The organism is Bacteroides faecichinchillae JCM 17102 (assembly GCF_000614145.1).
Lineage (GTDB): Bacteria > Bacteroidota > Bacteroidia > Bacteroidales > Bacteroidaceae > Bacteroides > Bacteroides faecichinchillae.
Genome location: NZ_BAKK01000010.1, coordinates 1 through 21,973 on the forward strand (window position 1 = coordinate 1; position 21,973 = coordinate 21,973).

The window sequence follows — 21,973 nt, forward strand, 5'->3', positions numbered from 1 at the left end:
GGTGATCTATTTTATCCTGTAAAACGACAGTATCCATCTTTTTAAACAGCAGGGGCTTTGACTGATTCCACATAACCGATAGGCATATCTACACAGGCACAGCCCAGCATATCCAAGCGAACGGCAATTTTACTTTTACCATCCATAGTCACAAGTTCACCGACAAGACCGGCCAAAGGACCTTTGATCACACGAACTTCTTCACCGCGAGCCAAAGGAGTGCTGTTCATATGAACGGCTTCCTCTGAATAGTCGAGCATAAAACGGAAACGGGCCATCTGGTCGTCAGGAATGACCGTAGGAGTGCTTTCACCGCGCATCACCATATAGCGGCTGACAGTGGAAAGAGTCAGCACTTCCATGCGTTCTTTGGGGGTGACATGGACAAAGACCATCATGGGAAGAAGAACCGCTTCTACTTTTTTACGACGGTCACTCCATTGATGGATTTCCTGTTGGACAGGAATAAAACTGTCAATCCCCATTTTTCCTAAACGCTCCGCAACTTTCTTTTCATGGTGCATACGAACCATTGCAACGTACCAACGTTTAGGGTGTGCTACGCCTTCCCCTGTCCCATAAATAGGCCCAGCAATCAATGTTTTCTTTTCTAATGAAATCATATTTTTACCCCATATTCATCGTTACTTCTTAGGTAACGGATGAATATGGGGTATCTATAAAAGAGTATTAATCTTTAGTGATCGAGGGTATTCTTTTGAAAACAAAGCATATAACTACTGAACATGAAGATTAGACTATTTCATGTTCAGATATTTATTTGCCATATATTGAGAAGAAAAAGATATTTTTATTTGCTGTCTATATATAATTTTGTCTATCTTTGCGTCGAATTCACATCCGTTACCTAAGAAGTAACAGACATATATTTTCGCTATTTATCAACAACTTACATAATTTTACTTAGTCACAAAATAATTTTTTACGTAAAATAAATTCTTTCTATTAACTTCTGTACGTTCTCTTAATTCAAAACCTTTCAAATAAATCTGTGTTGTTTTAATGGACGTATGCCCCAATGATTCACTTATCATTTCAATCGGGACTCCCCGATATTTTGCTGTAGTAGCCCAAGAATGACGAAGTGTATAGGAAGTAACGGGAGAACGCAGCTGTAATGTACGAGCTAAACTTTTCAAGCAATTATTAAAATTCCGAAGAGCAGACTGATACTCACGATATCCTCTTTGATCTTTCCGTTTTTTGTCACCACGAAGAATTGCAAACAAATAATCCGGACATCCCGAACAAGGAGGCATACGATTACGAAGTCGGCCAATCATATCCTTAGCTGTATCCAATACTTCTACACACATAGGAGTTTTGGTCTTAATACGATTGTAATGGAGAATATTCTGTTCCAACGCCGTTTTCTCAAGATGAGCAAAATCGGCAAAAGACATTCCACAAAACTGAAACATCAAAGCAGCAATAGTCTGAGTACGACGTAAACGTTCTGAACCCGGATCTTTATAAAGCAATCGATGTAACTCAGAGACAGGCAAAGCCTTTTTCTGCCGGACATCAACCCCTGTATAAACATCATGAAACAAGCGGGGAACATAGGGAGCACTCCCCGACTCTACTCCCCGGTTATAAATACTACGGAGCATCCTCATGTAGGTAGAAATCGTATTAGGTTTCAACCCGCATTCATAAAGATATTGCCCATAACAGCGCAACCGTTCCCGGGTTATCTGACTAAAAGACACCCAAGATGTATCACAAAACTTACAGAAAGAATATAGAGCATGCTTATAAACATGCGCAGTCGAAAAGCGACCTTCTTCCTGTAAACGATCGATGTACTGTTGGGCACATCGGCTAAATCCATTTCTGTTCTTCATTTGCATCACTAGTTATTTTATATATATACAATATTTGGCGAAAACAAAGAAGAATACTTTTTTACGTTCAACAAGCGCTCGCTAAATAGAATTATTTTAAAATTAATTAACCATGTTAAAAATTAGCAAATTATGGTAAGTAAAAAATCGTCTCCCAAAGGGACAAAAAAACAAACAAAAATGATTGAAAAAATGGCTAAAAAACGCGTTCAGAAACAGTATAAGAACGAAATCATCAGTAGAGAAGAACTGGAAAATAGAGGAGGATTGGTAGGAAGCAAAATTGAATATTTGAATCTGCATTTGAAAAAGTTCCTCGAAAAACATCTCTACTATCATCATCTCAAAACTTTGAGTGATTTAGCTCTATACATCTACCACGAAAAAAAGCTGTATTATTCAAAACACAACGGATTTAAACTAATGGAATACAGCAGTATACTAACAGAACTTTCTACCTTAAGTAAATCTGAACAAAAGTTATTGAAAGAACAAAAAGAAGAGAGTAAAATGAATACCAAAAAGTACCCAAAAAGGAAACGTTAAAAAATAATTGCGTAAATGAATTGGGAATCATACTTTTGTCGCCGTTTTCAACCGGCTGAAGATCAGAAATAATATCCCTAAAAATAGTGACACTATCAAAATGCGATAGTGTCACTATAATAAAGAGATAGCTACACTATATCAATAAAATAGTGTCACTATCTTGCATGGATATTTTATCCAACAATCAACTTTATTAAAGATTAACAAAACAAGAAATCATGAATAAGAAATTAGACAAAAGTACAATTAGTTTTTTTAAGTCAGTATGGAAAAGACGTATTATGGCTGAAAAAGGAATTTCAGAAAAGGAAGCAGAAAAAATTGTTAAAAAGAACATAGAAGCAGCAGAACGAATGCTTTACGGACATGCAATGATAGCATTCAATAAACAAGACGGAACATTCTGCATGGAGCAAGGCACCCTTATTGGATATGAAAAATTCTTTCATCGCAAGTTTATTCTTACGGCAAAACAGGAATCAATTATCTATTGGAGTGAAGAACAACAGGCATGGAGAAGATTTATGATCGGCAACCTGCTGGATTGGAAACCTATTGTTTAACTTTAAATAAAATAAATTAACTATGAGTATTGATCATAAAGGAATCCCTTATTTCCCAATATACGCTACTTTTTTTGAAGAGGAAGTCATTGAATTGTTAGAAGCTCAATATGGAATACGAGCTTCTTACATCGTCATGAGGTTGCTATGCAAAATTTATAAAGAAGGGTATTATATCTCTTGGGGACAAGAACAAAGCCTTATTTTTATCCGTAAAACTGGAGGAGAAATACATGAAAAGACAATGGATAAGATTATTCAAATATTATTGGAAAAGGAATTTTTCGATAAAGAAAGCTACGAGAAATATGGAATCCTAACTTCAGAACAAATACAAAGGGTTTGGCTGGAAGCTACTGTTCGGCGAAAACGTGATTTCTCTAAATTGCCTTACTTATTACCAAATGGTAATTCCAAAAATTGTAAGCAAAAAGAGGATATGAACAACGAAAATGCAAACAATTCTTCTGTTCAAGTTGAGTTGACTTCGGAAAATGCAGACAATTCCGGACAAACTAAACTAAACAAAACTAAAACACCTACAGAGGAAGAAGAATCAAACAACATTTCGGTGGAAATTCCGGGATATGCATACAATCAAGCCACACACAATTTATCGGGACTACTAGAAAGTATGGAACGGTATAAGGTAACTGTCCGGAAAGAGAAAGAAACGATTCTAATGTTATCAGACTACGGGAAGAAGGGAACACAAGTTTGGAAAATATTCGCTAATACCAACTGGAGCAAGATAGGAGCACCTGGAAAGTATATCATTTCCATATTGGGAGGCAAACATTAACGGTCCGAATAATCTAACACTGAACAAAGAAAGAGGTATTCCCTTTAGTGGTGGAATACCTCTTCTTACTGTTATATAAAAATGTATACTATTTACTTACACGTATGTTTCCAGCAGTTTCACATTTCCACCTACCGGAGTAATCGTTACATCTTGTGTAGTAGCAGGAAACAAAACAGATTCACCTGCATTCACCGTCAATTCGTTACCTTCATTATCTCTTAATTTACAAGATCCTTCCATACAAATAAAAATCACAAAAGAATCAAGCTCAGAATAATCACAATTTATTTCTTCTGTCAGATCATACACAGATGTTGTAAAGTAAGGACATGCAACCAATTCCACTGGTTCGTCTTTCACTGCATCGTATTTTGTACGGTAATCATCCAGTACATCGTAATCGATAGCTTCGCGTGCCAGATCAGTATGAAGTTCACGAGTCTTTCCGTTAGCATCCTTACGATTGAAATCATAAATACGATATGTGATATCAGAAGTTTGCTGAATTTCAGCTATAAACGAACCGGCGCCGATGCTGTGAACACGTCCTGCCGGAAGGAAAAACACATCCCCCGGATGAATTTCATATTCCTGCAACACATCAGTAATCGTGTTATTGAACACACGTTCTTTATATTCTTTAGGAGTAATTTGCTCAGAAAAACCTGAACGTAATTTAGCTCCCTTATCCGCATCTACCACATACCACATTTCTGTTTTACCCATTGAGTTATGGCGTTTCTTTGCCAAATCGTCTGACGGGTGTACCTGAATAGATAGATCCTGTTTGGCATCAATAAACTTGATCAACAAAGGAAACTTGTTACCGAAACGGGCATAGTTCGCTTCGCCTACCAGCTCTTCGCGATACCTTTTCATCATATCGGTTAAAGTTAAACCTTTGTCCGGACCATTGGCCACAACAGATTCATTATTTTCTACGCCGGAAATCTCCCAGCTTTCTCCTACTCCTTTCAAGTCTGAATTCAAATGCTTGAATGGAATAATCTTGTCGCCCCCCCAAAGCGTCTGCTTCAGAATAGGTTCGAATTTTAATGGATACATTTTAGTTTTTCTTGTTATAAACTTAGATTAAATTCGCCTGGATTGTAACAATCCGGGGACAAACATACGAAAAATAGTTCAATTTTAAATAAAAGATGAAATTTAAATTCAATCAAAATCCAGATTATCAATGCGGCCCAAATGAAAATTTTCTTGTCTACTAAAGAAGAGACAGATAATTACGCTAAACTTTCCTAAAAGCCCCTTTAGATTTAGACCGAATAATTTGTGAGTAACAAAGAATTTCCCTTTATTTGCAAGAAATTTTAATTAATACCAAACATGAATAACACATTCCCAACAAAGGGAAATCTATCTGGGCTCAGCCGCGAAGATTTCCAAAAGGATATAAATGATAAGAAAACAGACTTATTTATCCTTAAAAATAAGAAGGGAATGGAAGTAGCCGTAACTAATTACGGATGCGCCATTCTTTCAATTATGGTACCGGATAAAAACGGAAAATATGCTAATGTTATTTTAGGACACGACAGTATCGACCATGTCATCAACAGCCCGGAACCATTCCTCAGTACTACTATCGGACGCTACGGTAATCGTATAGCTAAAGGGAAATTCACCTTATTTGGCGAAGAACATGAACTGACTATCAACAACGGACCTAACTCTTTGCACGGCGGACCTACAGGCTTTCATGCACGTGTATGGGATGCCACTCAAATTAATGAGTGTACCGTACAATTCAATTATCTTTCTGCGGATGGTGAAGAAGGGTTCCCTGGTAATCTGGAAGTAGAAATGACCTATCGATTGGAAGAAGAAGTAAATGCATTGACTATTGAATATCGTGCAACTACCGATAAAGCAACAATAGTAAACTTAACCAGTCACGGATTCTTCAACCTTGCCGGCATTTCCAATCCAACTCCTACTATAAATGATCACCTTGTCACTATTAATGCTGATTTCTATACGCCTATCGACGAAATATCCATCCCAACAGGAGAAATTCTTAAAGTAGAAGGTACGCCGATGGACTTCCGTACGCCACACACCGTAGGCGAACGCATCAACGATAAATTCCAACAGCTTATTTTCGGTGCAGGATATGACCATTGTTATGTGTTGAACAAGAATGAAAACGGTTCGCTCGATCTGGCAGCTGTCTGCAAAGATCCCAAAAGCGGACGAATCATGGAAGTATACACAACAGAAAATGGAGTACAACTTTATACAGGTAATTGGTTAAATGGATTCGAAGGTGCACATGGTGCAACATTCCCTGCCAGAAGTGCAATATGCTTTGAGGCACAATGTTTCCCGGATACTCCAAACATTGCTCACTTCCCATCAGCGACATTACTACCAGGTGATGAATATCAGCAAATAACTGTATACAAGTTTGACGTAGAAGAATAATTTAATAGAAGAATAACTAATCAAATTTATAAACTAATATTTATTTAAAACCATGACACAAGAAAAAAAGAGTTATCTATTGCCAATAGCAATGATGTTCGCCCTCTTCGCTATGATTTCATTCGTTACAGGATTTACTAATCCTCTCGGACTTATTGTAAAAGAACAGTTTAATGCTCCCAACTGGATGACCCAGTTAGGAAATGCAGCCAATTTCATAGCTTATGCATTTATGGGACTTCCGGCTGGTATTATGCTGAAAAGAATTGGTTATAAAAAGACAGCATTAATTGCAGTTGCAGTAGGTTTCGTTGGTGTAGGTATCCAATTCCTTTCAGGACAAATGCCGTTCCAACCAGGTGAATTCGGACCATTTTGGGTGTACCTAACAGGAGCTTTCGTTTCCGGTTTCTCTATGTGTATGTTAAACGCTGTAGTAAACCCGATGTTAAATACATTAGGTGGTGGTGGTAAGAAAGGTAACCAATTAATTCAGTTCGGTGGTTCTTTAAATTCTATTTCAGCAACAATCGTTCCAGTACTAGGAGGTTATTTGATCGGTACCATCAGTCAGGATACAAGAATTAGTGACGCTAATCCAGCTTTATTTATCGCTATGGGTATTTTCGCTGTAGTATTCGTTGTTTTAGCTTCAATGAGCATTCCTGAACCTCACATGGAACACACTGCTGACCACAAAGTGAAAGATGCTTACAGCCCGATGTCTTTCCGTCACTTCGTTCTTGGAACAGTAGCTATCTTTGTATATGTGGGAGTAGAAGTAGGTATTCCTAACTTTGTAAACTTATTCCTTACTACTTCACAAACTGCAGAAGGTGCTCAAGGATTAGGTATTGATACTGCAATCGCAGGATCTATCGTAGGTACATATTGGTTCCTGATGATGATTGGTCGTCTTTGCGGTGGTGCTCTCGGTGCTAAATTCTCCAGTAAAGCTCAAATCACAACTGTTTGTCTGTTCGCATTAGCTTTCTTACTCATCGGTATGTTTGCTCCTACTGAAGCAACAGTAAATATGCCTGTATTCAAATCAGACATTAGTTTTGGAATGGCTGTTGTACCTGTTGGTGTTATGTTTTTCATTCTTTGCGGACTTTGTACTTCTATCATGTGGGGTGGTATTTTCAATCTTGCAGTAGAAGGCCTTGGCAAATATACTGCAATGGCATCCGGTATCTTTATGGTAATGGTTTGCGGTGGTGGTATACTTCCATTGATCCAAGGGGGTGTAGCAGATGCTACAAGTAGTTATATGGCAAGTTTCTGGGTAATCTTCGCAGGTGTCGCCTATATACTGTATTACGCATTGATTGGTTGCAAGAATGTGAACAAAAATATTCCTGTTGAATAATAAATCGATTATTAACGAACTTATAAAATGATTTTATCATGGATATAGAACATGTAAGAAGTCGTTTCATCAAGCATTTTGACGGAACCACAGGGTTTGTATATGCCTCTCCAGGTCGTATTAACTTAATTGGCGAACACACTGACTATAATGGTGGGTTTGTATTCCCGGGAGCTATAGACAAAGGCATGATCGCTGAAATCAAACCAAATGGCACTGACAAAGTAAGAGCTTACTCTATTGACCTTAAAGATTATGTTGAATTTGGTCTGAATGAAGAAGATGCTCCTCGTGCCAGCTGGGCAAGATACATTTTCGGTGTATGCCGTGAAATGATCAAAAGAGGTGTAAATGTAAAAGGATTTAATACAGCTTTTGCCGGTGATGTACCTTTGGGTGCCGGTATGTCTTCTTCTGCTGCTTTAGAAAGCACTTATGCCTTTGCTTTGAACGAATTGTTTGGTGAAAACAAAATTGATAAATTTGAATTGGCAAAAGTAGGACAAGCTACAGAACACAACTACTGCGGTGTAAACTGCGGGATCATGGATCAATTTGCTTCCGTATTCGGTAAAGCCGGTAGCTTGATTCGTTTGGATTGCCGTTCTTTGGAATATCAATATTTCCCATTCCATCCGACTGGTTATCGCCTCGTTTTGCTGGATTCGGTTGTTAAACATGAATTAGCTTCTTCTGCATATAACAAGCGTCGCCAAAGTTGTGAAGCTGCAGTTGCTGCTATCCAGAAAAAACATCCTCATGTAGAATTCTTACGCGACTGTACAATGGAAATGTTGCAGGAAGCAAAAGCTGAGATCAGTGAAGAAGACTATATGCGTGCAGAATATGTGATCGAAGAAATCCAACGTGTACTTGATGTATGTGATGCTTTGGAAAAAGATGATTACGAGACTGTAGGTCAGAAGATGTATGAAACTCACCACGGTATGAGTAAGTTATACGAAGTAAGCTGTGAAGAACTCGATTTCTTAAACGACTGTGCTAAAGAATATGGCGTAACTGGTTCTCGTGTTATGGGCGGTGGCTTCGGAGGTTGCACCATTAACTTGGTGAAAGAAGAATTATACGATAACTTCATTGAAAAAACAAAAGAAGCTTTCAAAGCTAAATTCGGCAGAAGTCCGAAAGTTTATGATGTAGTAATCGGTGACGGTTCTCGCAGATTGGAATAATATATATCAATCTATATGTTTCTAGGAGGGTGTCTGAAAAGGACATCCTCTTACTTTTTTATTTTTTGTCTCTTTTTTGTGATTAATCCAACCAATTATAAAAGTATCGCTCATAAAATTCCATTTTCTACCTTTATCAGTCTTATAATTCATTCCATCCCTCCCTTTCTTAGCCTTTTTCTGCTTGCAGATCATTTTTCCGATGTTAAATGCAATAGCCAATATTCCGAAGTCCATGATAATCTTATCCAGGACTTTATGTCTGAATCTCTTATACCTTTATTCCATTTTAGTTGTCCGAAGACCGCTTCCACCTCCACCGGTCTTTTGCTCCTATGTTCAAATCCTTTTGGTGAAGTGAGCTTCTCGCGTGCCAGTTGCTTATACCACCTTAGTTTATGGTTCGCCCTGAGTCCGAACTTGTGAAAGTTCGGACTTTTACAATAAAAATGAGTTCACTTCATTCGGGCAGCCTCCTAGTATTATATGGCACAATCTTCTTTATCTTCGGGAGCTTTATCTTCAGGACCTTTTTCTTTAGAATCATCCTCCGAATATTCCTGTAAATCATCAGCTGCTATACTAGGTACATCCTTCTTCTTTATAGTTTGATAAATTTCTGTAGACTTTCTATTCTCAGCGTCTTTCTGTGAGTCATAAAAAAGTAGTTGCTCAGAACAAATAGTATAGGTAACCTCCTTCAGAAGCTCCACTCTTTGTAGCATATATGTCAGTTCTTCTTTTGTAACTACATAATCCTTATTATATCGTGACTCGATATAAGCACGACACAGTAAGTCATAACAGTGTTTTTCAAAATCTGTATGATGAAGAAATACACTAGCTATAGCATGAGAATATTTCTTACACTTACTTTCAAGGTCTTTCAATTTATGACTTTTAGGGCGATAATTCACAAAAACAAGTTCTATAGAATAATAAAACCTCTCGCAAGCCTGATGAAGCTGGAAAGCTCCTAATTCATTCATCCCATCTTCTAAAGCAATATAAGCATACTTCATGAATCCAATAGCAAACGGATAACATTTATTGAACTCTTCTGTAGCAATGTCTTTGATCTCTTTATAAGAAAGTTCATGAGGTTTTGTTAGTTTAAACTTCTTATTATCATAAAGTTTAATACCTTCCTTCACTATATCTGTATAAAAGTAACGCTTCTGATCAAGAGCCTTATTGAAACTATTAATATCTTCCACAATAAATTGAGGTGCAGCATGGCGCCTGAAAGCAAATACTTTATGATAACTTTCCACCACCTTTTCTTCCAATTGCCACTCAGTAACACGAGCATTAGCCCCAAAGGTTACGACCAGAATATCCAGATCACTTTGATAGGAAGTATGAACTCCAAATTCTATCTTCTCGTCCCACAACACATACTCTTCTCGGGCATAACTTCCATACAAAATGATCATTACGCACCTTGGGATATGGCGAGTTATAGATTCGACTAAAAAGTTAAGTTCTTCTTGTGTAGATTCAGGTAAATTCTTGATACTTCGTTTCATTCCATCTATTGGTATTTATTCTTTTCTATGCAATATTACTCCTTTTAAATGAAAAATACAACTATGCCAACTATTTTCATCGTTAATTCTATTATTTTGATATTCAACTATTTTTTAACTTTATGCTATATAACATACATCAGTGTATACAATACACTAAACAAAAGTGTTACTTTCACACCAAAAATAAGATAAGTATCTCATTTACATTAAAAAACAGTACCATGAAAACACATTTTATTTTTGTAGCAGTTATTCTATCGATACTATTCGCATGTGATAATAAGCCAGTCGCCAAACTGACCTTATCCGGTCTTGATCCAACAAAATTTCAAACAGAAATAAATAATGCACATACAGCTCTTTATATTTTAAAGAATAAAACTGGCATGGAAGTATGTATTACCAATTTTGGAGGACGTATCGTATCTATTATGGTTCCTGATAAAAGTGGAAAAATGCAGGATGTAGCTTTAGGTCTTGATAACATTGATGATTATATCAATATTCCGAACAATTTCGGTGCTTCTATCGGGCGTTATGCCAACCGCATTGCTCAAGGACGTTTTGTTTTGGATGGAGACACCATACAACTACCACAAAACAAACATGGACATTGCTTGCATGGAGGTCCCAAAGGATGGCAATGTCAAGTATATGATGCCCAACAGATAGATTCTGCTACTTTGGAATTAACTTACTTCTCACCAGATGGCGACGAAAATTTTCCCGGTAATGTTACAGCAAAAGTTATCTACCAACTAACAAATGACAATGCCATTCACATCAACTATAAAGCAACTACAGATAAAAAGACAGTCATTAATATGACTAATCATTCATTTTTCAATCTTTCTGGCGATCCATCAAAAGTTTCTACTAACGACATTTTATATATAAACGCCGATTATTTTACTCCAATTGACAGTACGTCTATGACTACAGGTGAAATTGCTTCTGTAAAAGAAACTCCGATGGACTTTACTATTCCAAAAGTAATCGGTCAAGACATAAATAATGATTTTGTTCAACTAAAGAACGGAAACGGATATGACCATAACTGGGTCTTAAATACCAAAGGGGATATTAACCAAATAGCTGCGAAGCTTACTTCTCCAGAGTCGGGAATCAGTTTAGAAGTATATACAAATGAACCCGGTATCCAAATATACACTGGTAACTTTCTAAACGGAACTGTAACAGGGAAAAAAGGCATTATTTATAATCAACGTACCGCAGTATGTTTGGAAACACAACACTATCCTGACAGTCCTAACAAAAAAGATTGGCCTTCCGTTGTTTTGGAACCAGGACAGACCTATAACAGTGAATGTATTTATAAGTTCTCCGTAGAGAAATAATCGTTATTGGGAAAATTCGGTCAACGAAACAAGATAACTCAATAATAACTTCGAATTAATGAGACAGAAAGCATCAATAAGACCTATCGACTTTAGCTTATTGCCGAAACTTTTTACTTTATCTCAGTTATAAAGTTTGTACGAAGCTATTTATGGCGAACCAATGGATATACAGAATTTCCGTAAACAAATTGCAGAAATGGATTTTATAGAAAAAACTGATGAAATAGATAAAACAAGTTCTAAACGTGGTGCTGCTTTGCATAAGTTCAATAGCAGAACATACCATAAAGATCTAAAATTTAAACTTTAAGAATATTATTATGAGAACAAAATTATTAATCAGCACAGCTTTTCTAGCTGCATCTATATCTCTTTCCGCACAAAAGGAAGCAACCATCACTGTATATATTGATCAAGGTAAAGAAATTATCCCGAAAGAAATATATGGCCAGTTTGCCGAACATCTAGGTTCATGTATCTATGGTGGACTTTGGGTAGGCGAAAATTCAGAGATTCCCAATACCAAAGGATATCGTACAGACGTATTCAATGCGTTAAAAGATTTGGCTGTTCCTGTTCTCCGCTGGCCGGGCGGTTGCTTTGCCGATGAATATCATTGGATGGACGGTATCGGTCCAAAAGAAAATCGTCCCAAAATGGTAAATAACAATTGGGGAGGAACTATTGAAGACAATAGCTTCGGAACACATGAATTTCTAAATCTTTGTGAAATGTTGGGCTGTGAACCATATATTAGTGGAAATGTAGGTAGCGGAACAGTTGAAGAACTTGCCAAATGGGTAGAATACATGACTTCAGAGGGAGATTCCCCAATGGCTAATCTTCGCCGTAAAAACGGTCGTGATAAAGCATGGAAAGTCAAATATCTCGGTGTAGGAAATGAGAGTTGGGGATGCGGTGGTAATATGCGTCCGGAATATTATTCAGATCTGTATCGTCGTTATTCTACTTATTGTCGTAATTACGATGGTAACTATTTATTTAAGATTGCCAGTGGTGCAAGCGATTATGATTACAACTGGACAGAAGTTCTAATGAATCGTGTAGGACACAAAATGCAAGGTCTTTCCCTACATTATTATACTGTAAGCGGGTGGAGTGGTAGCAAAGGAGCTGCAACGAAATTTAATAAAGACGACTATTACTGGACCATGGGTAAGTGTCTTGAAGTAGAGGACGTAATCAAAAAACACTGCGCTATCATGGACAAATATGATAAAAACAAGAGAATTGCACTCATACTTGATGAATGGGGAACATGGTGGGATGAAGAACCGGGAACTACAAGAGGACATCTATACCAACAAAATACATTGCGTGATGCTTTTGTCGCTTCCTTAAGTCTTGATGTATTCCATAAATATACCGACCGTTTGAAGATGGCAAATATAGCGCAAATAGTGAATGTACTTCAATCTATGATACTGACAAAAGATAAAGAGATCGTATTAACTCCTACTTACTATGTTTTCAAAATGTACAAGGTTCATCAGGACGCCACGTATCTGCCACTTGAACTGAATTGTGAAATAATGAATGTACGCGGAAATCGTGTAGTACCTTCCATTAGCGCCACTTCCTCAAAAGATAAAAACGGTATCATTCATCTTTCACTTTCCAATGTAGACACTGACAATGCTCAAGAAGTTACTATTAACTTACCTGATGTAAAGGCTTCAAAAGCAACCGGAGAAATTTTAACTTCTACAAACCTAACTGATTATAATTCTTTTGAAAATCCTAATAATGTCAAATTAGCTCCATTCAAAGAGGTAAAAATCAATAAAGGAGTACTGAAAGTAAAACTACCTGCCAAATCAATTGTTACATTGGAGTTGCACTAGTGTACTAGTAGTACCACGAGGAATCGTTACTATAATCGAAAGAAAAAATCATCAAAAATGGAAACGAAAAGAAAGAAGAAGAAAGCCCTTTCTCATTGCCAATTACAGAGAAAGAGTTATCTTTGCAAAAAATATAAACGGAATTTATTAAATATAAAGATATGAACGATAACAAACTTATGAATCGTGCAGCGGATAACATCCGTATTCTTGCTGCTTCAATGGTTGAAAAAGCCAATTCCGGTCACCCGGGTGGCGCCATGGGTGGTGCTGATTTTGTGAACGTACTCTTCTCTGAATTTTTAGTATACGATCCTGAAAATCCCCGTTGGGAGGGACGTGACCGCTTTTTTCTTGATCCCGGTCATATGTCTCCGATGCTCTATTCTACCCTTGCTTTGACCGGTAAATACACACTGGACGAACTGAAAGAATTTCGTCAATGGGGAAGCCCTACTCCAGGACATCCTGAAGTAGATATCATGCGCGGTGTGGAAAATACTTCAGGTCCGTTAGGACAAGGACATACTTTTGCAGTAGGTGCTGCTATCGCTGCCAAATTCCTGAAAGCTCGTTTTAATGAGGTAATGGATCAAACAGTCTATGCTTATATTTCTGATGGTGGTATACAGGAAGAAATATCGCAAGGTGCCGGACGTATCGCCGGTGCATTGGGATTGGATAATCTGATCATGTTCTATGATGCTAACGATATTCAGCTTTCTACCGAAACAAAAGATGTGACTGTTGAAGATACCGCTATGAAATACGAAGCATGGGGATGGAAAGTGATTAGCATCAATGGTAATGATGTAGATGAAATCCGCATGGCCCTAAAAGAAGCAAAAGCTGAAAAAGAACGTCCGACTCTGATTATTGGTAAAACAGTAATGGGTAAAGGTGCACGTAAAGCCGATGGTAGTAGTTACGAAGCTAATTGCGCTACTCATGGCGCTCCACTTGGCGGTGATGCTTACGTAAATACGATTAAGAATCTGGAGGGTGATCCTACTAATCCATTTGTTATATTCCCGGAAGTTGCCGAGTTATATACAAAACGTGCTACAGAATTAAAGAAAATCATAGCTGAAAAATATGCAATAAAAGCAGCTTGGGCAAACGCAAATCCGGAACTGGCTGCTAAATTGGAAACTTTCTTTGCAGGAAAGGCACCGAAAATAGACTGGACTGTTATAGAACAAAAAGCAGGTGGTGCTACACGTGTTGGTTCAGCAACTGTATTAGGAGCACTTGCCACACAAGTTGAAAATATGATTGTTGCTTCTGCCGACCTTTCAAATTCTGATAAAACAGATGGCTTCTTAAAGAAAACTCATGCCTTCAAAAAAGGTGATTTCAGCGGGGCATTCTTCCAGGCAGGTGTATCCGAATTGACAATGGCTTGTGTTTGTATTGGTATGTCATTACATGGTGGTGTCATTACTGCATGTGGAACATTCTTCGTGTTCTCTGATTATATGAAGCCGGCTATACGTATGGCAGCTTTGATGGAACAACCTGTAAAATTCATCTGGTCACATGACGCCTTCCGTGTAGGTGAAGATGGACCTACTCACGAACCGGTTGAACAGGAAGCTCAAATACGTTTGATGGAGAAACTTAAAAATCATAAAGGTCATAACTCTATGCTGGTACTACGTCCGGCAGATGTAGAAGAAACAACTATTGCATGGAAACTTGCAATGGAGAATGTCTATACTCCGACAGGTTTGATTTTATCCCGTCAAAATATTGCAAACTTACCAGCTGGAACTGATTATGCAGAAGCTGAGAAAGGTGCTTATATTGTTGCAGGTTCAGACGAAAATCCGGATGTTATTCTGGTAGCTTCCGGTTCTGAAGTTTCGACCTTGGTAGCAGGCGCTGAACTTCTACGCAAAGACGGAGTAAAAGTTCGTATTGTTTCGGCTCCATCTGAAGGATTATTCCGTAGTCAGCCTAAAGAATATCAGGAATCAATCCTGCCAACAGGAGCTAAGATTTTTGGTCTGACAGCAGGGCTTCCTGTGACTCTCCAAGGTTTGGTAGGTTGCGACGGTAAGATCTGGGGATTAGATTCATTTGGTTTCTCAGCTCCTTACAAAGTATTGGATGAGAAGCTTGGATTTACTGCCGAGAATGTATATAATCAGGTAAAAACAATGCTCTAATGAAAACAATCGGATTAGCATGTGACCACGCCGGTTACGAATTAAAAGAATATGTTCGCGGATGGCTGGAAGCAAAAGGCTGGGCATATAAAGACTTTGGTACTAATTCAACTGCCAGTGTAGATTATCCGGATTATGCACATCCTTTGGCACTCGCCATAGAGGCAGGAGAATGTTATCCGGGAATTGCTATTTGTGGAAGTGGAAACGGAATCAATATGACTTTAAACAAGCATCAAGGTATTCGTGCCGCTCTCTGCTGGAATGCAGAAATCGCGCATTTAGCCCGTCTGCATAATGACGCCAATATACTTGTAATGCCAGGGCGTTTTATCAGTACAGAGGAAGCAGATATGATTTTGACCGAGTTCTTCTCTACAGATTTTGAAGGAGGTCGTCATCAGAAACGTATCGATAAAATTCCAGTAAAATAAAGCCTACAATTTAAATAAAAAAAGGTTGCAAGTGAATGGAAATAATCCATAACTTGCAACCTTTTTCTACAGATATAGATACCTTATTAAACTACCTCTGATATACTAGAATTGTATACGAATTAGCAGGAAATTCGTATTTCAAGTCTTTTGTATAATAAAGGACTTTCTCTTGCGGTACAATTCTTTCCGGTTGTTCCGGTGTATTTTTATCTTTGAGATCACCAGACAATGTAATAACTTTAATTTTTGAAGGCGAATCAAATCCTTTCAAACAAATATCAGCGGTAATAACATAGTCATGAATATTTGAGACATGAACCACTACTTCTTCCTTCTTTTCATCTGTAGCAGCCGTTACATCCAGTTCTCCGTGAGTTGCGCTAAACACTCTGAAAGGTTTATGATGATTTGAAGCCATCTGCTTAGCATAAAAAGGAGGCATTCCCCAGACCTGTGAAGGGGTAAAGAAGATTTGTCCCTGATTCCAGCCATTATCATTTTGCAGATAAGGTTCCAGCGCATTAGCAGCACAAGTCGTTAATAAAAAGTCTCCCATCCTACGGGCTGCATTCTGAATTGTCACATGCCCTAATGCACGCCGCATATCATGAGTTACTCCGTTTTCTTCAAATAGAGCACATTTCATCTTTGTATTCGGGTCCCATTTCTGAAAATAATCTTTCATCTGCTTCAACTCTCCTTCTACCTGGGATCCCAAAATGTTATCATCAGCCCATGGATGATAATCCCAATAAGCAGCTTTTCCATTGAGTGCATCAAATACCATTTTCATATTTTCCTGTGAATCCGGACGCCACCAAGCTGCAGAAACAAATTCTATATTCGGGTCTTTTGATTTAATAGCATCATAGATACGATTAAAATCCTGAATATATTTCTCATAATCTTTACGAATATCTCCCCATATCACTTCTTCATTGCCAATCTCTATATACTTCACATTGTAGGGTTTAGGATGTCCAGCATCTGCCCGCTTCTTTCCCCACTCGGAAGTTACCGGCCCGTTCAGGTATTCAATCATATCCGCCATATCCTGTGCTGATTCTCCCACATTCACTGCAAAACAAGGTTCAAAACCTGCCGCTTCACAAAGCTGAAGAAATTCTTCAATACCGAATCCGTTGGTGGAATAAGGATACCAATGACCTCTATATTGCGGCCGTTTATCCCTGTCACCAATCATATTTTTGAACTTGTAATCAGGGGCATTAACCATAGTACCTCCATAACGTAAAAATGTCAAACCTTGATTAACCATTGTTTTAGCAATATCATTGCGTAATGGCAAATTATGAAATAGGTCATCCCCAGTACCCATCAGGACCACTTGGTCTATCCAGACTTTACCATTATTCTCTATATAAACAGCCAGACGTGCATTGGTATCCGTAACATTTGAAATGAATTCGAATGGGAACTTTTGCCACTTATCTGTCACTCCTTTCAACTCTTGAATTGCATATTCTTTATTTCCATCTACACTCTGTAGTGCAACTTTCACCACTCCTTTATAGGAGCCTTTCAAATAGAGCCGTCCTTCAAATTTCTGTCCTTCTTTCACAGCAATCCCCCATCCATTAAGCCCCATATTAGCTACTCCCACTTTACCTGAGCCACCATTTTTGCTGATCATCTGTGACCAAGTTGAGTTATAAGCATCTTTATTATCATGTATAAAAACAGCTTTAACATTTCCAGTCTGAATGGGTGTCCAATGAAAACTAACCTCTGGTTGAGGAGTTATATTGAATTTCAATATCTTGTCCATATTCTCAGCCTTCATTCTGACATTACGAAATTTCACATTAGAATTCCATGAACGCAATCCAATTCTACCAGTAGCAAGAATAGGATTGTTTTCATTATGCACAAAAAGGCTTTTATCATTTAGAAAGATTTCCATTCTTCCATCATTCATAACAACCTTCAACCGATTCCATTCAGCAGGATTACAATCTACTTCTATATCACGGATATGGCTAAAATTATTTTCATGTTTTCCAATCACCACTTTCTTCCCGTTGGCTGCAAGACTTATTTCATATCCATTGAAAGCATCAGCACCTTTCGCTTCTTTAGAAACTCGCGTAATTAATCCTGCATTATCCCCTGATGTGTCATCGAATTTAATTTCAGCTTCTACCACACCATTTTTTAATTCAATAGGATTGTAGATAAATTTAGAACCTGCCGCTTTTGTTGCATGAAGTTCTCCATGAGAGGTAGTCCAATTACCATCATATATTGAAAAATCATCAAAAGTAATTCCGGGAGTAGGTTCTTCAAAACTTTCACCGAATATGCGTTGGTTATAAATTCCTCCGTATATTTCATGATTCACATCTTCTATACAAGATCCATAAAGATAAGCAGGGATAGTATTCTCTATTTTTGACGCATCTATCTCAATGAGTTCATCTTTATTAATAGGAATCCAAACTTCATAAGCTCCTTGTTTACGATTTCCCATAGCATAATAAGGAATTGCAGTAAAATTAATCTGTTGTTTCTTATCATCAACGGCCACTCCTTTTATCACATTAACTCCTTCCAAAAGACCTTTTTCAGGTACTAATTCCATAGAACAATTAGTATCAATTCTCAAATGATCCAACCCCGCGTTATCTATTTCCTCCAGACAATATACCACAGGACCTGAAGCCAGAGCTATCTTTCCTTTAAGATCCTTAACCTGCTCGCAGGCAGTAATGATGCGGGGCTGCATAGGTAAATTCAATTCTATTCGGTCCGCTTTTCCCCAATTACGGTTGATCTCAACATAACCATCGACTACTTTCACCTTTTCCAATTTTCCATTGATAGCCAAAGTTATTTGCGAAATCAGATTTGATTGATAAAGTCCATAAGGATTCTCAACTCCCTGTGCCCATCCCGGAACTCTTATTTTCACAGAAAATTTGCCTCTCTTTTCCGGCTGAAGAGTTACATTAATTTTTCCTGTCCAAGGATATCCAGTCTCTTGCTGAACATGGACTGTATTATGATCCAATTCTATCGTAGCTTGGCTGCTAACAAACAGATTAACCATCAATTGATCAGCTTGTTTTGCATAGATGAATCCGGCATTGCCGATACTATTTTCAAGAACATCGGAGGACAACATGGACAAGAATGCCATTCCCAACGAGAATGATTATGCGAATTCAACGGATTTTGATAAGTATATTTATCACCGGAAAGAGAAATCCCTGTTAATACATTATTATATAATACCCGTTCAAACTCATCCATATATTTACCTTCACCTGTCAGCTCATTCATCCGTTGGCTGAAGAAGCCTGCTCCTACCGCAGCACAAGTTTCCAAATAAGCATCAGTAGGAAGGAAATAATCTTCTCCGAATTTCTCATCAAAATGAATAGCACCCACACCACCGGTTATAAACATACGCCGGCCTACCATATTGTCCCACCAATCAGTAGCTGTCTGAATATATTTCGGGGAATGATTTTCCAAAGCAGCAGCAACAACACCCGTAGCTAACAAAGTAGCACGCACCGCATGTCCCTCAATAGTTTTCTGTTCAAAAATAGTAATAGAATCTTGAGCATAATCTCCCCATGAAGGACGAGCATTGTCCCCAAACTGAGGATCTTTATATTTTTGTTCCCGAATCCATTGCTCCGATTTCTCATTTCCCCACTTAACCCACAATGGATAGCCACAATGTTTTCCTCTGTTCTCCATCCAGAAAGTAACCAATTTCCAGTAAGCAGTCTCATCTACCGGAAGGTTAATTTGCTTCTTAATATCAGGATTTTGTTTGAATAACCAATATAATTTAATAACGGCCTCTTCAGGTCCGGAATGTGAAGGAATGATATTCTTTTTTGGAGCAGGCCCCATCAAATCACACATATAATTTGCCAACCGTACTGCTACTTCTAGTAATTTCACTTTTCCTGTAGCCTCATAGTAATGAACACCTGCTTCAATTAGCATACCGGCATTATATACATTATGCTGCCAGCGCAAAAAACCTCCATTCTCTCCCCACCGATATTCCGGTTGCACAAGGTCCGTATAAGTATCTATAAAACCATTGGAATCAATCTTTTGAGCTGCTTCTATGCGGGTTATATATTTATCAATTCTGTCCTCCAGCTTTTTATCAGGATGTTGCATCAGCAAATCAGATACACCTCGAATTGTTTCGTAAACCAGCCCGTTGAACCAAGGAAGACCGGCACTATGCCCTGTACCCTTTCTTCCGGCAGCAACTTCATCGAAATCCATAAAAATATTATTATTATTTTGCTCTTCGGCAGTCTTTAAATGTTTTCCTTCAAACTTATTGAAAACATCAGGGACTGTAACACTATTCCATCGGTTAAATTTCGGAGTCCAAAACGCATCATTAATCTGCACATCCTTAACCGGAATAAACTGAATAGGAGTTTTACCATCATCTTTTGCATAAGATGTTGTAACACTTCCTGCCGCAATTAATGCCATTGAAACAAAACACCAAAGCTTATTTTCCATCCTATATTTTAATTTAGTAGTTATATTATTGTCCCATACAAATTACATATTTCCTTCTTCCATAAGATAACTTTCCTTTCTAATTTCAAGATAACAACACAATATTGGGTCACTCCAATCTCCATAAGATGCGATTATTGTCCTACTGAAAGATCGCTGCAAAGATATGGATAAAAAAACAAATACTGGTACGAACTGGTACGATTATATTTATGTTATAAAACACAGACCAGTTCATACTAGCCAATTACTAAAAAAGCTACCTTTGTGCCGGAAACAAATTATAGAATCAATGAAACTCAATGAATCTAAATATAAACAAGTAGTAAACTATGTGATTGAAGGAATAAACGAAGGAGATTTCCGAAAAGGAGATTGGATTCCTTCCATCAACGAGTTTAGAAAAAAATATAATTTATCACGAGATACTGTTTTTGCCGGAATCAGTGAATTAAAATCCAGAGGAATCATCGATTCTACTCCTGGTGTAGGATATTATATCGCAAGTACAAAACTAACTATAAAACATCGGATTCTACTTTTATTCAATGAGTTCAATGAGTTTAAAGAAGAACTTTATAATTCCTTTATTGAAAACATAGATAAAACTACTACTGTAGAAATTTATTTCCACAATTATAATCGGAAAGTATTTGAAACCCTCGTAAATGATGCAAATGGTAAATATACTTCTTATATATTAATGCCAGGGAAATTCCAGGGATTAGATCCATTATTGCAATCTTTATCCGGAAAAGTATTTCTATTGGATCATTGTCATAACGAACTCAAAGGGAAATATTCGTCTGTAACACAAAATTTCGAGAAAGACACTTACGAAGCATTGAAGTTTGAATTAAAGCATATAGAGAAATACAAGCGGATTTTTATGGTGCAAAGTGAAGCTAAAGAACCTTATGAACGGTATGACGGTTTACAAAGATTCAGCAAGGAACATGGTTTCGAACATAAATATCTGAATAATATAACAGGTAAAAAAATTAAGAATGGAGATCTTTTTATACTTGTAAATGACAGAGATTTAGTAGACGTGTTAAAGCAGGCTAAAAAGCAGGATTTAACTCCTGGTCAGGAATTTGGCATTATATCTTATAATGATACTCCCTTAAAAGAAATTCTTGCAGGTGGAATAACAACCCTATCTACTGATTTCAAGTTAATGGGTAAAACAATGGCCTCACTTATCGGAAAAAAGAGTATTGAGACATACGAAAATCCTTGGATACTTAACATTAGAAAATCCTTGTAAAGTCCAAGAGTAATA

The 21,973-nt window shown here is 37.6% G+C and carries 16 protein-coding genes and 3 pseudogenes; 12 read left to right on the plus strand and 7 right to left on the minus strand.

Annotated elements, in window-relative coordinates:
• Positions 1-41: 41 nt before the first annotated feature.
• Together JCM17102_RS07045 and JCM17102_RS07050 are read right to left on the minus strand one after the other, a co-directional pair.
• Entirely contained in the window at positions 42-623 is a 582-nt protein-coding gene (locus JCM17102_RS07045; protein WP_025074567.1) for a UpxY family transcription antiterminator, read from the minus strand.
• 297 nt (positions 624-920) lie between these two features.
• Entirely contained in the window at positions 921-1,874 is a 954-nt protein-coding gene (locus JCM17102_RS07050) for a tyrosine-type DNA invertase cluster 3b (protein WP_025074568.1), read from the minus strand.
• Positions 1,875-2,000: 126 nt separating this feature from the next.
• Here JCM17102_RS07050 and JCM17102_RS07055 point away from each other — a divergent pair, with 126 nt between their 5' ends.
• From JCM17102_RS07055 to JCM17102_RS07065, 3 genes are all read left to right on the plus strand, one after another.
• The gene (locus JCM17102_RS07055) at positions 2,001-2,414 is read left to right on the plus strand and encodes a DUF4119 family protein (protein ID WP_025074569.1); all 414 of its coding nucleotides are present in this window, start codon (positions 2,001-2,003) and stop codon (positions 2,412-2,414) included.
• Positions 2,415-2,635: 221 nt separating this feature from the next.
• Positions 2,636-2,980: an SH3 beta-barrel fold-containing protein gene (locus JCM17102_RS07060; RefSeq protein ID WP_025074570.1), complete on the plus strand. Its 345-nt coding sequence runs from the start codon at positions 2,636-2,638 to the stop codon at positions 2,978-2,980.
• 22 nt (positions 2,981-3,002) lie between these two features.
• The gene (locus JCM17102_RS07065) at positions 3,003-3,782 is read left to right on the plus strand and encodes a DUF4373 domain-containing protein (RefSeq protein WP_025074571.1); all 780 of its coding nucleotides are present in this window, start codon (positions 3,003-3,005) and stop codon (positions 3,780-3,782) included.
• A 96-nt stretch (positions 3,783-3,878) separates the two neighbouring features.
• Here JCM17102_RS07065 and JCM17102_RS07070 read toward each other — a convergent pair whose 3' ends face one another.
• Complete coding sequence (locus JCM17102_RS07070; RefSeq protein ID WP_025074572.1) at positions 3,879-4,850, minus strand: type I phosphomannose isomerase catalytic subunit; 972 nt, start codon at positions 4,848-4,850, stop codon at positions 3,879-3,881.
• Positions 4,851-5,132: 282 nt separating this feature from the next.
• Here JCM17102_RS07070 and JCM17102_RS07075 point away from each other — a divergent pair, with 282 nt between their 5' ends.
• The 3 genes from JCM17102_RS07075 to galK are packed head-to-tail and all read left to right on the plus strand — an operon-like array spanning position 5,133 to position 8,795.
• A complete protein-coding gene (locus JCM17102_RS07075; RefSeq protein WP_025074573.1) occupies positions 5,133-6,230 on the plus strand; it encodes an aldose epimerase family protein in 1,098 nt (365 codons plus the stop codon).
• Positions 6,231-6,282: 52 nt separating this feature from the next.
• Positions 6,283-7,602: an MFS transporter gene (locus JCM17102_RS07080; protein WP_025074574.1), complete on the plus strand. Its 1,320-nt coding sequence runs from the start codon at positions 6,283-6,285 to the stop codon at positions 7,600-7,602.
• Positions 7,603-7,640: 38 nt separating this feature from the next.
• On the plus strand, positions 7,641-8,795 hold the full coding sequence (gene galK / locus JCM17102_RS07085) for a galactokinase (RefSeq protein WP_025074575.1): 1,155 nt from the start codon (positions 7,641-7,643) through the stop codon (positions 8,793-8,795).
• Between the two features lie 21 nt (positions 8,796-8,816).
• Here the strand turns inward: galK and JCM17102_RS32605 are convergent.
• Both JCM17102_RS32605 and JCM17102_RS07095 read right to left on the minus strand, forming a co-directional pair.
• Positions 8,817-9,208, minus strand: a pseudogene (locus tag JCM17102_RS32605) (transposase); the annotation flags it as partial.
• A 69-nt stretch (positions 9,209-9,277) separates the two neighbouring features.
• Entirely contained in the window at positions 9,278-10,324 is a 1,047-nt protein-coding gene (locus JCM17102_RS07095) for a HEPN domain-containing protein (RefSeq protein WP_025074577.1), read from the minus strand.
• Between the two features lie 224 nt (positions 10,325-10,548).
• On the opposite strand from JCM17102_RS07095, the gene JCM17102_RS07100 reads away from it, so the two are divergent.
• The 5 genes and pseudogenes from JCM17102_RS07100 to rpiB all read left to right on the plus strand — a co-directional run bounded on the left by JCM17102_RS07100 (position 10,549) and on the right by rpiB (position 16,158).
• A complete protein-coding gene (locus JCM17102_RS07100) occupies positions 10,549-11,685 on the plus strand; it encodes an aldose epimerase family protein (protein ID WP_025074578.1) in 1,137 nt (378 codons plus the stop codon).
• 52 nt (positions 11,686-11,737) lie between these two features.
• Positions 11,738-11,998 (plus strand): annotated as a pseudogene (locus JCM17102_RS26570) (NrtR DNA-binding winged helix domain-containing protein); the annotation flags it as partial.
• 10 nt (positions 11,999-12,008) lie between these two features.
• Positions 12,009-13,553, plus strand: a complete 1,545-nt coding sequence (locus tag JCM17102_RS07110) for an alpha-N-arabinofuranosidase (RefSeq protein WP_025074579.1) — start codon at positions 12,009-12,011, stop codon at positions 13,551-13,553.
• 161 nt (positions 13,554-13,714) lie between these two features.
• Positions 13,715-15,724 carry a transketolase family protein gene (locus JCM17102_RS07115; RefSeq protein WP_025074580.1) on the plus strand — a complete coding sequence of 670 codons (2,010 nt, stop codon included), beginning with the start codon at positions 13,715-13,717 and terminating at the stop codon, positions 15,722-15,724.
• On the plus strand, positions 15,724-16,158 hold the full coding sequence (gene rpiB, locus JCM17102_RS07120) for a ribose 5-phosphate isomerase B (protein WP_025074581.1): 435 nt from the start codon (positions 15,724-15,726) through the stop codon (positions 16,156-16,158). The genes JCM17102_RS07115 and rpiB overlap by 1 nt, the downstream gene beginning before the upstream one ends.
• A gap of 91 nt (positions 16,159-16,249) precedes the next feature.
• Here rpiB and JCM17102_RS32365 read toward each other — a convergent pair whose 3' ends face one another.
• Both JCM17102_RS32365 and JCM17102_RS32370 read right to left on the minus strand, forming a co-directional pair.
• Positions 16,250-18,523, minus strand: coding sequence for an alpha-L-arabinofuranosidase family protein (locus tag JCM17102_RS32365; protein WP_245798487.1), 2,274 nt, complete (start codon positions 18,521-18,523; stop codon positions 16,250-16,252).
• A gap of 78 nt (positions 18,524-18,601) precedes the next feature.
• Positions 18,602-20,688 (minus strand): annotated as a pseudogene (locus JCM17102_RS32370) (glycoside hydrolase family 127 protein); the annotation flags it as partial.
• Positions 20,689-20,980: 292 nt separating this feature from the next.
• Here JCM17102_RS32370 and JCM17102_RS07135 point away from each other — a divergent pair.
• Positions 20,981-21,958 (plus strand): GntR family transcriptional regulator, encoded by a 978-nt coding sequence (locus JCM17102_RS07135; RefSeq protein WP_025074582.1) that lies wholly within the window; start codon positions 20,981-20,983, stop codon positions 21,956-21,958.
• The last annotated feature ends 15 nt before the right edge of the window (positions 21,959-21,973 follow it).

Excerpts from the sequence above, each read along its gene's own strand:
- JCM17102_RS07045 (WP_025074567.1), bottom strand. The coding sequence starts at position 623 with ATGATTTCATTAGAAAAGAAAACATTGATTGCTGGGCCTATTTATGGG.
- JCM17102_RS07050 (WP_025074568.1), bottom strand. The coding sequence starts at position 1,874 with ATGCAAATGAAGAACAGAAATGGATTTAGCCGATGTGCCCAACAGTAC.
- JCM17102_RS07055 (WP_025074569.1), top strand. The coding sequence starts at position 2,001 with ATGGTAAGTAAAAAATCGTCTCCCAAAGGGACAAAAAAACAAACAAAA.
- JCM17102_RS07060 (WP_025074570.1), top strand. The coding sequence starts at position 2,636 with ATGAATAAGAAATTAGACAAAAGTACAATTAGTTTTTTTAAGTCAGTA.
- JCM17102_RS07065 (WP_025074571.1), top strand. The coding sequence starts at position 3,003 with ATGAGTATTGATCATAAAGGAATCCCTTATTTCCCAATATACGCTACT.
- JCM17102_RS07070 (WP_025074572.1), bottom strand. The coding sequence starts at position 4,850 with ATGTATCCATTAAAATTCGAACCTATTCTGAAGCAGACGCTTTGGGGG.
- JCM17102_RS07075 (WP_025074573.1), top strand. The coding sequence starts at position 5,133 with ATGAATAACACATTCCCAACAAAGGGAAATCTATCTGGGCTCAGCCGC.
- JCM17102_RS07080 (WP_025074574.1), top strand. The coding sequence starts at position 6,283 with ATGACACAAGAAAAAAAGAGTTATCTATTGCCAATAGCAATGATGTTC.
- galK (WP_025074575.1), top strand. The coding sequence starts at position 7,641 with ATGGATATAGAACATGTAAGAAGTCGTTTCATCAAGCATTTTGACGGA.
- JCM17102_RS07095 (WP_025074577.1), bottom strand. The coding sequence starts at position 10,324 with ATGAAACGAAGTATCAAGAATTTACCTGAATCTACACAAGAAGAACTT.
- JCM17102_RS07100 (WP_025074578.1), top strand. The coding sequence starts at position 10,549 with ATGAAAACACATTTTATTTTTGTAGCAGTTATTCTATCGATACTATTC.
- JCM17102_RS07110 (WP_025074579.1), top strand. The coding sequence starts at position 12,009 with ATGAGAACAAAATTATTAATCAGCACAGCTTTTCTAGCTGCATCTATA.
- JCM17102_RS07115 (WP_025074580.1), top strand. The coding sequence starts at position 13,715 with ATGAACGATAACAAACTTATGAATCGTGCAGCGGATAACATCCGTATT.
- rpiB (WP_025074581.1), top strand. The coding sequence starts at position 15,724 with ATGAAAACAATCGGATTAGCATGTGACCACGCCGGTTACGAATTAAAA.
- JCM17102_RS07135 (WP_025074582.1), top strand. The coding sequence starts at position 20,981 with ATGAAACTCAATGAATCTAAATATAAACAAGTAGTAAACTATGTGATT.